General features: G+C 69.4%; 11 protein-coding genes. 7 read left to right on the top strand and 4 right to left on the bottom strand.

The annotated features are described in order from the left end of the window. The first annotated feature begins 8 nt into the window (after positions 1 to 8). Both DIE23_RS21460 and otsA read left to right on the top strand, forming a co-directional pair. A complete protein-coding gene (locus DIE23_RS21460) occupies positions 9 to 1,646 on the top strand; it encodes a methyl-accepting chemotaxis protein (RefSeq protein ID WP_124613980.1) in 1,638 nt (545 codons plus the stop codon). Between the two features lie 371 nt (positions 1,647 to 2,017). Continuing rightward, positions 2,018 to 3,424, top strand: a complete 1,407-nt coding sequence (gene otsA / locus DIE23_RS21455) for an alpha,alpha-trehalose-phosphate synthase (UDP-forming) (RefSeq protein WP_124613979.1) — start codon at positions 2,018 to 2,020, stop codon at positions 3,422 to 3,424. A 22-nt stretch (positions 3,425 to 3,446) separates the two neighbouring features. Here otsA and DIE23_RS21450 read toward each other — a convergent pair whose 3' ends face one another. Continuing rightward, positions 3,447 to 3,914, bottom strand: coding sequence for an OsmC family protein (locus DIE23_RS21450; protein ID WP_124613978.1), 468 nt, complete (start codon positions 3,912 to 3,914; stop codon positions 3,447 to 3,449). Positions 3,915 to 4,037: 123 nt separating this feature from the next. Next, positions 4,038 to 6,005: an ATP-dependent zinc metalloprotease FtsH gene (ftsH, locus tag DIE23_RS21445; RefSeq protein ID WP_124613977.1), complete on the bottom strand. Its 1,968-nt coding sequence runs from the start codon at positions 6,003 to 6,005 to the stop codon at positions 4,038 to 4,040. 416 nt (positions 6,006 to 6,421) lie between these two features. Here ftsH and DIE23_RS21440 point away from each other — a divergent pair, with 416 nt between their 5' ends. Beyond that, positions 6,422 to 8,086, top strand: a complete 1,665-nt coding sequence (locus DIE23_RS21440) for an acid phosphatase (RefSeq protein ID WP_124613976.1) — start codon at positions 6,422 to 6,424, stop codon at positions 8,084 to 8,086. 95 nt (positions 8,087 to 8,181) lie between these two features. On the opposite strand, the gene DIE23_RS21435 is transcribed toward DIE23_RS21440, so the two are convergent. Then, positions 8,182 to 9,678: an FAD-dependent oxidoreductase gene (locus tag DIE23_RS21435; RefSeq protein WP_124613975.1), complete on the bottom strand. Its 1,497-nt coding sequence runs from the start codon at positions 9,676 to 9,678 to the stop codon at positions 8,182 to 8,184. 91 nt (positions 9,679 to 9,769) lie between these two features. Next, positions 9,770 to 10,087 carry a hypothetical protein gene (locus DIE23_RS21430; protein WP_260436129.1) on the bottom strand — a complete coding sequence of 106 codons (318 nt, stop codon included), beginning with the start codon at positions 10,085 to 10,087 and terminating at the stop codon, positions 9,770 to 9,772. A 342-nt stretch (positions 10,088 to 10,429) separates the two neighbouring features. On the opposite strand from DIE23_RS21430, the gene DIE23_RS21425 reads away from it, so the two are divergent. Genes DIE23_RS21425 through DIE23_RS21410 form a run of 4 tightly spaced genes read left to right on the top strand, consistent with a single transcriptional unit; the run spans position 10,430 to position 13,380 of the window. Continuing rightward, positions 10,430 to 10,846, top strand: a complete 417-nt coding sequence (locus DIE23_RS21425) for a nuclear transport factor 2 family protein (protein WP_124613973.1) — start codon at positions 10,430 to 10,432, stop codon at positions 10,844 to 10,846. A 3-nt stretch (positions 10,847 to 10,849) separates the two neighbouring features. Further along, entirely contained in the window at positions 10,850 to 11,707 is an 858-nt protein-coding gene (locus DIE23_RS21420; RefSeq protein WP_124613972.1) for an SDR family NAD(P)-dependent oxidoreductase, read from the top strand. 40 nt (positions 11,708 to 11,747) lie between these two features. Next, positions 11,748 to 12,506, top strand: a complete 759-nt coding sequence (locus tag DIE23_RS21415; protein WP_124613971.1) for an SDR family oxidoreductase — start codon at positions 11,748 to 11,750, stop codon at positions 12,504 to 12,506. Positions 12,507 to 12,543: 37 nt separating this feature from the next. Continuing rightward, positions 12,544 to 13,380 carry an SDR family NAD(P)-dependent oxidoreductase gene (locus DIE23_RS21410; protein WP_124613970.1) on the top strand — a complete coding sequence of 279 codons (837 nt, stop codon included), beginning with the start codon at positions 12,544 to 12,546 and terminating at the stop codon, positions 13,378 to 13,380. Positions 13,381 to 13,393 lie beyond the last annotated feature (13 nt).

The raw sequence follows: 13,393 nt of genomic DNA, 5'->3' as shown, positions 1-13,393 counted from the left end.
GGCACATCGTGAAAATCGCCAGAATATCCATCAAGGCAAAACTGCTTGGCGGCTTCGGTTTGCTCGCCGCGGTCGTCGTGATCGTGTCGGGCATGGCGCTGAAAGCGCTGTCCGATACGAACGACGAGTTTTCCCGGTACATGAACGGCGTCAACGCGCGCGCGAAGCTGTCCGCGCAAATCCGTACGGCGGTCGACCGGCGCGCGATCGCCGCGCGCAACCTGGTGCTCGTGACCACGCCGTCCGACATCCAGCTCGAACTGGCCGACGTGCAGCAGGCGCACAAGGACGTGCAGGACCATCTCGCGAAACTGAAGGACATGATGGCGAATGCGACCGACACGACCGATCGCGCGCGCGAACTGGTCGCCGAGATCATGCGCGTCGAAGCGAGCTACGGGCCCGTCGCGCTGAATATCGTCGGACTCGCACAGGCCGGCAAGAAGGACGAGGCGACCGCCGATATCGACAATCGCTGCCGTCCGTTGCTCGCGCAACTGATTCGCGCAACCGATGCGTACGCAACCTATACGCACGAGCGCGAAGTCGCGATCGCGCAGGCCTTCGCGGATCGCTACACGACCGGGCGCAACCTGCTGCTGGCCATCTGCGTGATCGCGATCGCGGTCGCGGTGGGCGGCGGCCTGTGGCTGACGCGCAAGATCACGTCACCGATCGTCGCGGCGGTCGACGTCGCGCGCACGGTGGCCAACGGCGATCTCGGCAGCCGCATCAGCGTGAGCGGCAACGACGAGACGCGCGACCTGCTCGACGCGCTGCGCACGATGAATGCGCGGCTGATCGGCATCGTCGGCCGCGTGCGCGATTCGTCGAACAGCATCGCGCATGCGGTGGGCGAAATCGCATCGGGCAACCTCGACCTGAGCCAGCGCACCGAAGAACAGGCGGCATCGCTGCAGGAAACCGCCGCGACGATGGAAGAATTCACGTCGACGGTGCGCCTGAACGCGGAGAACGCGCAGCAGGCGAGCACGCTCGCCGCGAATGCGTCGGACGTCGCGCTGCGCGGCAGTTCGGTGGTCGGCCGCGTGGTCGACACGATGACGGAGATCGGCCACAGCTCGTCGAAGATCGCGGACATCACCGGGATCATCGAAGGCATCGCGTTCCAGACCAACATCCTCGCGCTGAACGCGGCCGTCGAGGCGGCACGCGCGGGCGAACAGGGCCGCGGCTTCGCGGTCGTCGCGAGCGAGGTGCGCAGCCTTGCGCAACGTTCGTCCACCGCCGCGAAGGAAATCAAGGAACTGATTTCCGCTTCGGTGCAGACGATCCAGGACGGCTCGGCGCTCGCGGACGAAGCGGGCAAGACGATGTCGGATGTGACGCGGGCCGTCGCGCGCGTCACCGACATCATGGGTGAAATCGCGGCCGCGTCCGCCGAACAGAGCCGCGGCATCGATCAGGTGAACCTGACGATCACGCAGATGGACGAGACGACGCAGCAGAACGCGGCGCTCGTCGAGCAGGCCGCGGCCGCGTCGAAATCGCTCGAGGCGCAGGGTCGCGAGCTGTCGGAGACAGTGTCCGCATTCCGGATGCCGGCCGGCGAACATGCGGCGTCGGCGCACGCGCGCACGCATGCGGCCGACGGCGCGTCGCACTGGCACGCGGCTACCGCGTAACGCGGTCACGCGTCGTACGAAACACGATGCGCGGCCGCGCGGCACGGCCCGGCTGTGCATCGACGCTGCCTGCGCGCGGCGGTCGTGGCGCACACGGCCGCTGCAGTGCCGCGCAATTTCCGCTCCCGCCGGTCAGCCGAACGGAACAACGCGCATCTCACCGAAGTGCAGGTTCGTTGATCCGGGTCATGCACTTTTAAATCAGCCGAATGACGAGTATGCTTAAAAAAGCACTCCACGTTCGACCGGCGAATCGCGTGCCCTGATTCCCGTCCGCTCGTATCGCGGCCCCATCGCGCCTCGCGTCGATGGCGGCGTCCGCCTCGCGCCCTGGCCGCACGAACCTTCCCCAACCATTCGCAGGAGAGCTGGTGAGCCGACTCGTCGTCGTATCCAATCGCATTGCAGATCCCCGTAAAGCCGCGGCAGGCGGGCTTGCCGTGGCCGTGAAAGACAGCCTGCAGGAATCGGGCGGCGTCTGGTTCGGGTGGAGCGGCAGGCTGCGCGGTGACGGCGACCATCCCGCGCACGGCGACGACGTGCAGATCCAGAACGTCGGCGGCATCCAGCTCGCGACCATCGATCTCGATCCGCAGGATTACGACGCGTATTACCTCGGCTACTCGAACAACGTGCTGTGGCCGGTGTTCCACTACCGCCTCGATCTCGCGCAGTTCGACCGGCGCTTCGCCGACGGCTACCGGCGCGTGAACCAGCTGTTCGCGCGCAAGCTGAGCACGCTGCTGCGCCCCGACGATACCGTCTGGGTCCACGACTACCAGCTGATTCCGCTCGCCGCCGAACTGCGTGCGATGGGCTGCACGAATCCGATCGGCTTCTTCCTGCACATCCCGATGCCGCCGCCGCCGATCATGGCCGCGATCCCAGAGCACGAGTGGCTGATGCGCTCGCTGTTCGCATACGACCTCGTCGGCTTCCAGACCGAATCGGACCTGCTTCACTTCGAGCATTACGTCGAGGCGGAAGCCGGCGCCGCGCGGCTGCCGGACGGCCGCCTGCGCGCGTTCGGCCGCACGCTGTCGGCCGGTGCGTTCCCGATCGGCATCGACGTCGACGAATTCGCGGCACTCGCGGAGAATCGCGACGGGATCGACATGTTCGAGCGGATGCGCGACGAGTATTCGCGCCGCCAGCTGCTGGTCGGCGTCGACCGGCTCGACTACACGAAGGGGCTGCCGCAGCGCGTGCACGCGTTCCGTCAGCTGCTCGAACAGTATCCGGAGAACCGCGACCGCGCGACGCTGATCCAGATCGCCGCGCCGAGCCGCGAGGATCTCGGCGCATACGACGACCTGCGGCGCGAGATGGACAGCCTGTGCGGCGCGATCAACGGCGACTACGGCGAACTCGAGTGGATGCCGATGCGCTACATCCATCGCACGGTCGCGCGCAAGCGCTTGCCGGGCCTCTACCGCGCGAGCCGCGTCGCGCTCGTCACGCCGCTGCGCGACGGGATGAACCTGGTCGCGAAGGAGTTTCTCGCCGCGCAGGACGAGGCCGACCCGGGCGTGCTCGTGCTGTCGCGTTTCGCGGGCGCGGCCGAGCAGCTGAAGCCCGCGCTGCTCGTCAATCCGTACGACACGCAGGGCACCGCGCAGGCGATCCAGCGCGCGCTCACGATGCCGCTCGAGGAACGCCGCCAGCGTCACGACGCGCTGATGGCGATCGTGCGCAGGACCGACGTGCACTGGTGGCGCACCCGCTTTCTCGACGCCCTCGCTGAAGCGTCGGAAGTCGCCGCCGCGACCGAGTCCTGACGCACCCGGTCCTGACGCACGCTCACACGCCGGTCGTCTCGCGGTCGAGCACCGCACCATTCACGTCCTGCACCGTCACCGCGATCGGAATGCCGTCGCGCATGCTCTCGGTCACCACGCAGTACGTATCGAACCGGTCGAGCATGCGCGTCGCCGCCGCGAGATCGGCCCACGCCTTGCCGACCGACAGCGCCACGGCCATCGCGCCCACTCGCACCCTGCCTGCATCGTTCTGCACCATGTCGACGTCGATATGTGCGGTGACCGGCTGCGGATCGACGCGCTGTTTCTCGAGCGCGAACAACAGGCTCGCCGCGAGGCAGCTCGCGACGGCCGCGGCCAGCAGCCGGACGGGGTTCGGGCCGCGGCCGGCGCCGAGCGGCGGCGGTTCGTCGGTGAGCACCGGCGAAAGCTCGGTGCCCGCAAACGTGACTTCGAAACTGAAACGCGCATGCTGCGCGACATCGACCGATACGTGCGCCTCGCTCATGGCGACTCCGTGACTGGAAAGAGAAAAGGGAACGCCGGCGCAACGCCGCGTCGGCAAGTCTGGGTCGCAGCGACGGTGCGGCGCGATCATGGCCGCCCGCCGGCCGCGTGCGAGATGCGGGCTTCAGCGCTCGGGTTCGCGCGGCGGCCCGTACGCGACGAAATCGCGCTCGATCGCCGACGCCTGCTCCGGCGCATTCGCGCCCGCGCAAGCCCCGCTATCGGCCGTGGATGACCCAGACGCAGGCTCCTCGCGCCCGTCGATCAGCGCCTGCAGCGCATCGCGTTCGAGCACCTCGCGCGCGAGCAGCCGTCGCGCGATGCGCTCGAGCGCCTCGCGACGTTCGCCGAGCGTCGCCGCGACGCGCGCATGCGCATCGGTCAGCAGCGTATGCACCTCGTCGTCGATCATCCGCGCGGTGTGCTCGCTGCAGCGGCCCTCACCCGCATGCCATACGCCCGGCATGCCGGTGCGCGTCTCGCCGTCGTCGAAGCTGACGAGCCCGATCTTCTCGCTCATCCCGTACTGCATGACCATGTGGCGCGCCATCGCGGTCGCGCGTTCGAGATCGTTCTGCGCGCCCGTCGACACGTCGCCGAACACGAGTTCTTCCGCGACGCGCCCGCCGAGCAGCGCATCGATCCGATCGAGCAGCTCGCTGCGGCGCAGGACGTAGCGATCCTCGGTCGGCACCTGCTGCGTGTAGCCGAGCGCGGCCACGCCGCGCGGAATGATCGACACCTTCTTCACCGGATCGCAATGCGCGCGGCTTTCCGCGACGAGTGCATGGCCGGCCTCGTGATAGGCGATCGTCAGCTTCTCCTGCGCGTTCATCACGCGGCTCTTGCGCTCGAGGCCCGTCAGCGCGCGATCGATCGCCTCGTCGAAGTCGTCCATCCCGATCGCCGGCTTGCCGAGTTCCGCCGCATGCAGCGCGGCCTCGTTGACGACGTTCGCGAGATCCGCGCCGACGAAACCCGGCGTGCGCGACGCGAGTTCGCCGAGGTCGACGTCGGTCGCGAGCTTCACGTGTTTCACGTGCACGCCGAGAATCTGGCGGCGGCCGTTCACATCGGGCCGGTCGATCGCGATGTGACGGTCGAAGCGGCCCGGGCGCAGCAGCGCGGGATCGAGAATCTCCGGCCGGTTGGTCGCGGCCATGATGATCACGCCGGAGCCGGCCTGGAAACCGTCCATCTCGACGAGCAGCTGGTTGAGCGTCTGCTCGCGCTCGTCGTTGCCCGACATCGGACCGACGCCGCGCACCTTGCCGAGCGCGTCGAGCTCGTCGACGAACACGATGCACGGCGCCTTCTGTTGCGCCTGCTCGAACAGGTCGCGCACGCGCGCCGCGCCGACGCCGACGAACATCTCGACGAACGCCGAGCCGCTGATCGAGAAGAACGGCACGGCCGCCTCGCCGGCCACCGCGCGCGCGAGCAGCGTCTTGCCGGTGCCGGGCGCACCGACGACGAGCACGCCCTTCGGAATCTTGCCGCCGAGCCGCTGGTAGCGATCGGGGTTGCGCAGGAACGCGACGAGTTGCTGCAGCTCGGCCTTCGCTTCGTCGATGCCCGCGATGTCGTCGAACGTGATGCCGGTTTCCTGCTGCACGTACACGCGTGCGCGGCTCTTGCCCATCCCGGTGAAGTCCTGCAGCCCGCCACGCTTGCGCAGCATCAGGTTCCAGATGAACACGAACGCGACGAGCGGCACCAGCCACGACGCGAGCGACGCGATCCAGCCGGTGTCGGACGCGCCGTGAAACCGGATGCCGCCGGCGGTCAGCGTGTCGATCAGTTGCGGGTCGGTCACGCGGTTGGTGCTGAAGCGTGGCGACGTGCCGTCCGACTTCACGGCCGCGACTTCCGACGCCGGCAGCAGCGCGCCGGCCTGCGGCATCGTCAGCGTGCCCGTGATCGTCGCCGGTCCGATCTCGAGATCGTCGACGAGCCGCGCGGCGACGAGCCGGTGGAAGTCGCTGTACGCGATCATCGTCGACGCCGGACGCAGCATCAGCAACTGCGCGGCGAACAGCACGAAGAAGCCCGCCGCGATCAGCAGTCCTGCGAAGTCGAATTTCCTGTCCATGGCATCGGGCCGGCCGGTCGCGCCGCGCGGCGCGCTTATGCGTGCCCGCGCGCCCGGCCGGCGCGCGGCATCGGCAGCCACGCACACACGCAATGCATCCGCGCCATCGTCGCCTCGTTTCGTCGCATGAATGACACCGCGAAGGCGCCGCCGGGCGGCCTTCGCACGGACAGTGCGCCGCAACGCACCGCCCGTGATTCAAGTCTAGCTCGCGCGCGGACGTCGCGCATTGTCCGACAGACACCTTTCATCGACGCCGCGGGCCGCGTTATAGTCGCGTTCGTGACATTTTTGTGACGGCCGCCATCGCCCCGCCCGGGCGCGACGCCGGCCGTTGCGTCCCGTCCCGCGTCGCGGCAGGCTGTGCGACGCTGCCGCGCATCGAACGACAACCGCCAATCCGAGGAGCACACGACGTGAACGACACCCCCGATCGCCCCGACGACCTTCCCGTTGATCCCGACCGCCGCCGCATGCTCGGCGGCCTCGCCGCGCTCGGCGCGGGTGTCGCGCTCGGCGGCTGCGAGACCACGCCGGGCGGCGCGCCGCGCTCCGCCGCCGACCTGCGGCTCGACGACGCGCTACGCCGGCAGGTGCGTCACATCGTCGTGATCTATGCGGAGAACCGCAGCTTCACGAACCTGTACGGCGATTTCCCGGGCGTGCAATATCCGCTCGGCGAGGTGAAGCCCGAGCACGCGCGGCAGCTCGATCGCGACGGCAAGACGCCGCTGCCGGTACTGCCGAAGATCTGGGGCGGGCTCGTGCCGCGAGCGCAGGAAGTCGACGGCAAGCGCTACGCGATCGCCGAGCGCGACATCGACAAGCTGCCGAACGCGCCGTTCCGGATCGCCGACGCGCAGGGCAAGCCGCTGCCGAACGGCGTGATCACGCGCGACCTGTGGCACCGCTTCTACCAGAACCAGATGCAGATCGCCGCGGGCCGCAACAACCAGTTCGCCGCGTGGGCCGATTCGGGCGGCCTCGTGATGGGCCATTACCGCAATTCCGCCGACACGCTGCGGCTGTGGAACCTCGCGCGGCAATACACGCTGTGCGACAACTTCTTCATGGCGGCCTTCGGCGGTTCGTGGCTGAACCACATGTTCCTGATTTCCGCGCAGCCGCCGATCTATCCGGATGCACACAAGCATCCGCACGCGGCGAAGCTGCTGTCGAAGGTCGACGGCGACGATCCGGCCGGCACGCGGTTGACGCTCGCCGCCGATTCGCCGGCGTCCGCGCTCGAGGGCCCGCCGAAGTTCGCGGTCGACGGCCCGCTGACGCCCGACGGCTACGGCGTCAACACGATGGCGCCGCCTTACCAGCCGAGCTACGTGCCGCCGGCCGATCCGGGCAACGCCGCGTATGCGGATCCGGCCGACCATCGCGTGATCCCGCCGCAAGGCTACGCGACGATCGGCGACCGGCTGTCGGAGAAGAACGTCGACTGGGCGTGGTACAGCGGCGCGTGGCAGTACGCGCTCGAGCACCGCGACACGGGCATGGTTCCCGATTTCCAGTACCACCACCAGCCGTTCAACTACTTCGCGAACTACGCGCCGGGCACCGACGCGCGCCGCAAGCATTTGCGCGACGCGGGCCTCGGCGACGAGCCGTCGACCAACCGCTTCATCGCCGACATCGACGCGGGCCGCCTGCCGGCCGTCGCGTTCTACAAGCCGCAGGGCAACCTGAACATGCACGCGGGCTATGCGGACGTCGAATCCGGCGATCGTCACATCGCGAACGTGATCGAGCGGATCCGGCGCGGCCCGCAGTGGGCGAACACCGTGATCGTGATGACGCACGACGAGAACGGCGGCTGGTGGGATCATGTCGCGCCGCCGGTCGGCGATCGCTGGGGCCCCGGCTCGCGGATTCCGGCGCTGGTGATCTCGCCGTTCGCGAAGAAGGGTTACGTCGACCACACGATGTACGACACGAACTCGATCCTGCGCTTCATCAGCCGCGTGCACGGGCTCGCGCCGCTCGACGGCGTCGCCGCGCGCGACAAGGCGTTCGCGTCGCGCGGCGCAACGCCGCCGGGCGACCTGACGAACGCGCTCGATCTCGGCTGAAGGCCGATCGACGATCCACCGACGTCCGCCTGAAACGACGACGCCCCGGTGCAACGCGGTTGCCCGGGGCGTCGTTCTTTTCCGTTCAGGCGCGGCTACGCGGCGCTGCGCAACGCCTCGCTCGCCGAACGCGCGGCGTGACGTCCGGCCTGCCGGCCGAAGAACGTCGCGTCGGCCAGCGACAGCCCCGAGCTGTACCCGGCGCCCCAGCGCGGCAGCCCGCAGGTCGTGCGGCCGGCCGCATAAAGGCCCGCCACCGGCACGCGCGCCGCGTCGAGCACCTGCCCGGTCGGCAGCGTATCGAGCCCGCCCAGCGTGAAATGCGGGTAGAACGCGTAGTCGATCCGGCAATCGAGCGCGACGAATGGCGGCTCGATCAGCGGCTTCAGCCACTTCTTCGCCTTGTGGAACAGCGGATCGGCGCCTTCGGCCGCGTGTCGGTTGTAGACGTCGACGGTCGCCGTCAGCGTGCCGGCCGGCATCTGCAGGTCGCGCTCGACTTCCTCCCACGTCTCGCCCGCCGCCGCGATACCGATCCGCGCGATCGCGGGCGGCTCCTGGTAGGTCGCCTGGTCGACCAGCAGGTAGATCCGGTCGTCGGCCTGATGGAACGCGTGATGGCCGGTGCGGCCGTGATAGCCGTCCTCGTTGATGAAGCGCTGGCCGCGCGCGTTCACGAAGATCCCGTGGAGCAGCGATTCGGGCGCGTAGAACGGCAGGCTGACGAAGCCCTGGTCCATGTGGATCGCCGCACCGCCCGCACTCTGGCCGAGCAGGATGCCCGAGCCGTCGTCGCCCGGGCTGCCGATCGGTTCGTCCGAGCGCAGGAACTGCGGTGCGTGCTTGCGCACCATGTCGCGGTTCATCGCGAAGCCGCCCGCGCACAGGATCACCGCGCGGCGTGCCCGCACGCATGCCGTCTCGCCGTACGCACGCAGCACGACGCCGCGCACCGCGCCGGCATCGTCGACGATCAACGCCAGTGCGCGCGTGTCATAGCGCGTCGACACGCCGAGCGCCTGCACGCGCTCGGCCAGCACGCGCATCAGCATCTGCCCGCCGCCCCAGCCCGGCCATTGCGGCGTGTGGCCGCGCGGGCACGGCTTCGCGGCCTCGCTGAACGGCCAGGCCTCCTCGCTGCCCGACCAGATCAGGCAGTCGTCGGTTTCCGGTTCGACGATCCGCTCGGCGATGAACGTGTTCTTGTACGTGAGCCCCTGCGCGACGAGCCAGTCGTGATGCGCGAGGCTCTCGTTCGCGTAGAGACGCACCTTCGCTTCGTCCGCGTCGCGGCCGCCCGCGAGCATCAGGTAGCGGTACAGGTCCTCGGTGTCGTCCGTGAAGCCGGCCTGCCGCTGCGCGGGCGTGCCGCCGCTGCCGCCGAGGTAGATCTCGCCGCCGGACAGCGCGCTCGTGCCGCCGTAGCTCGATGCGCGCTCGACGATCAGCGTGTCGGCGCCGGCGCTCGCGGCTTCGATCGCCGCACATGCGCCGGCCGCGCCGAAGCCGACGATCACGACGTCGTGTTCGGCGTCCCAGCGATGCACGTCGCGGACGTTCAGGGGGCGGGTCAGGGAATAATCGGATGACATGGGGGATTGGAGAGGCGTGAAGGGAGACGCCGCCGCATCGCGACGGTTTCGCGACGGCGTCGAGCTGACGCGGCGCACGGCCGCGCCGGTGTCACATGCCGCGCAACGCGGCGAAACCGAAGTGCGAAGGATCGATCGGCACGCAACCGGTCGGCAGACCGTTCGGGTCGACCGAGCGGCATTGCAGGATGCCGGCCGCATACGGCGGCGACGGGACCTGCTCGGCACCATATCGCGCCAATGCCATGGCCGCGAACGTGCCCATCGCCAATGCGCACAGCTTGCGAGTCGTCAGTCTCATGATCGTCGTCCCCTCCGGTTGGCCGCTATCGCGGATCGTGTCCGGCGACTGGCCACTGGCAACGGCACCGGATGACTGCACGGTAGCCAGCGCCGGCCCGCCGGCCATCGTCCGTTTCGACTAGGGGCAAACGCGAAGCGGGCTGCGCGGGGCATGCCGCGCCGCAGCATCGCCGTGCGGCCGAGTCGTCGGATGAATCGGAAAACCGCCTGTCTCGGCCTGTTGCGAGGGCCGCACCATCGTCGGACGCATGCGGCGCGTCCGCCGCCGCATCGCAGCATCGGACTCTGCGCCGCCGTCGGTCCCGGTGTTTTCCCCGATCCTTGCCCTGCTCCGTATGGATGATGAGGATCGATCGGTCCGGTGCGAACCTGCGCGTCGACGTCGCAATGCCGCCGCGTCCGTGCTCACGGCGCGGCCGAGCCTTTCCGTTCATTCACGGGAGTACGCATGACCGATTCGAATCCCCACCACGCGCTGTACGAGCTTGCGTGCCGCTATGCGCAAGCCGTCGACCGGCGCGACTGGCCGCGCCTCGCCACCCTCTTCACCGCCGACGCGCAACTCGACGGCCCCGGTTTCCGCTTCGACGACCGCGACGCGATCGTCGCCGGGATGAGCGTAATCGAGCGCTACGAGACGACCCAGCATCACGTGCACAACCAGCTCGTCACACTCGACGGCGGCGAGGCCGATGTCGAGACCTACGGCGTCGCGTGCCACGTCTATATGCGCAACGGCGTGAAGCGCAAGCTCGACTGGGGGCTGCGCTATCGCGACCGCTGCGTGCTGGACGGCGACACGTGGCGCTTCGCCGCGCGCACGCTGCACGTCGACTGGTCGCAAGACCTGCCGCTGGAGGGCTGAACGATGCGCGCGTCCCTTCCCCTCGCCGGCCGCACCGCGCTCGTCACGGGCGGCGCCGGCGGCATCGGCGCGGCCTGCGCGCACGCGCTCGCCGCCGATGGCGCGGCCGTCGTGCTGATGGGCCGCCGCCGCGATGCGCTCGAACGCACGCAGCGGCACCTGACCGACGTGGTGCGCGGCAGCCGTGTCGCGATCCACGCCGGCGACGCCTGCGACGACGCCGCCCTGCAGGCCGCGCTGGACACCGCGTGGGCACTCGACGGCCGTCTCGACATCGTCGTGCCGACCGTCGGCGGTGCCGGGTTCCGCCCGCTGCTGATGCACGACGCAGCCAGCTTCCGCGCGGAAATCGACCTGAACCTGCACAGCGCATTCGCCGCGATCCGCCACGCCGCGCCGCGGCTCGCCGACAGCGGCGGCGGCACGATCGTCTGCATCTCGTCGACGGCCGCGCGAATCAATTTCCGCTGGCTGACCGCGTACTGCACCGCGAAGGCCGCGCTCGAGGCGCTGGTGCGCGGCGCGGCCGAGGAGCTGGCCGGCGCGAAGATTCGCGTGAACGCGGTGCGGCCGGGCCTCACGCGCTCCGAAGCCACCGCGCCGATGTTCGACGACCGTGCGCTGGTCGACAGCTTCCTCGACCAGATTCCGCTCGACACGCTCGGCGAACCGGAAGCGATCGCGCATGCGGTGCGCTATCTCGCGGGCCCCGAGTCGGGCTGGGTCACCGGCCAGAGCTTCGCGGTCGACGGTGGCCACGAACTGCGCACCAACCCGCGCGTCGACGCCACGATCGCGCAGCTCTACGGCGCGGCCGCGCTCGACGCGGTCAAGGCCGGCCGCGCGCCGGGTGCCGCATGAGCGCGCGCCTTCCTTCAACCCCAACGGAAAACGACCCAACATGAATCGAGTCGCAAACAAGGTCGCGCTGATCACCGGCGCGGCGAGCGGCGTCGGCCGCGCGGATGCGCTGCTGCTGGCCGCCGAGGGCGCGCGCGTCGTGCTGACCGACATCGACGAGGACGCAGGCCGCACGCTTGCGCGCGAGATCGGCGATACGGCGCTGTTCGTGCATCAGGACATCGCCGACGAAGACGGCTGGCGACACGCGATCGCGTCGACGCTCGACCGCTTCGGCCGCCTCGACGTGCTCGTCAACAACGCGGCGATCTGCCCGGTCGGCTCGATCGAGGACACGAGCCTCGACACCTGGCGACGCGTGCTGCGCGTGAACGCGGACGGCTATTTCCTCGGCTGCAAGTACGCGATCGGCGCGATGAAGCACAACGACACGCCGGGCTCGATCGTGATGATGTCGTCGGTCGCCGCGCTCGGCGGGCTGCCGATGATGTGCGCATACACCGGCTCGAAAGGCGCGGTGACGGCGCTCGCGCGCAGCGTCGCCGTGCACTGCAAGCGCAGCGGCTACCGGATTCGCTGCAACTCGATCCATCCGGACGGCATCTGGACGCCGATGACGCAGGCGCTGATGCCCGGCCTCGATCCGGCCGAACTCGGTATCGGCAACGACCCGATGGCGCGCATGTGCGACCCGCGGGACGTCGCGAATCTCGTGCTGTTCCTCGCATCCGACGAATCGCGCTTCGTGAACGGCGCGGAACTGCGGATCGACAACGCGCAACTCGTTTCGTCGCTGTGACGCGGCTCGCGGTTTTCCCGTTCCAAGGAGTGTTCTGATGATTTCATTCACCGGCAAGACCGTGCTGGTCACGGGCGGCGGCGCAGGCATCGGCCGTGCGTGCGCGGAAGCGTTCGGCGCGGCGGGCGCGCGCGTCGCGGTGGCCGAGCTCGACCCCGCACGCGCGCAAGACGTGCGCCAGGCGCTCGAAGCCGCGGGCGTCGACGCGCTGGTCGGCACCGTGGACGTCACGCGCCGCGACGAGGTCGACGCGTTCGCGCGGACGATCGACGCGCGCTTCGGCGGCCTCGACGTGCTCGTCAACAACGTCGGCGATTTCCTGCAGATCGCAAAGCCGTTCGACGACTATGGCGACGACGACATCGCGCGGCTGTTCGACGTGAACCTGCGCCAGGTGTTCGTCGTCACGCGCGCGATGCTGCCGTTGCTGCGCAAGCGCGGCGCGGGCAGCAGCATCGTCGGCGTGTCGTCGATCGAGGGCTTCCGCGCGATTCCGAACTGCACCGTCTATGCATCGTTCAAGGCCGCGCTGACCGGCTTCACGAAAAGCCTCGCGCTCGAACTCGGGCCGGCCGGCATCCGCGTGAACCAGATCGCGCCGGAGACCACCGAGACGCCGCAGGTGCCGGTCGGCGCGATGGTCGCGGCCGAGCATCGCGAGCACATTCCGCGCTGGATTCCGCTCGGGCGCTTCGGCGCGGCCGGCGACATCGCGGGCGCCGCGCTGTTCCTCGCGAGCCCGCTCGCCGCGTGGGTCACCGGCACGACGCTGCACGTGGACGGCGGCGCACTCGCGGCGGCCGGCTGGTATCGCGACCCGAACGGCTTCTGGACCAACATGCCGGTCGTCACCGGCAACGGCTTCAATTTCTGAGCGGCGTGTCGAA

Source organism: Burkholderia sp. Bp9143 (genome assembly GCF_003853645.1).
Taxonomy (GTDB): domain Bacteria; phylum Pseudomonadota; class Gammaproteobacteria; order Burkholderiales; family Burkholderiaceae; genus Burkholderia.
Note: the sequence above shows the minus strand (reverse complement) of the source record. Positions and strands in the feature narration are given on the sequence as shown.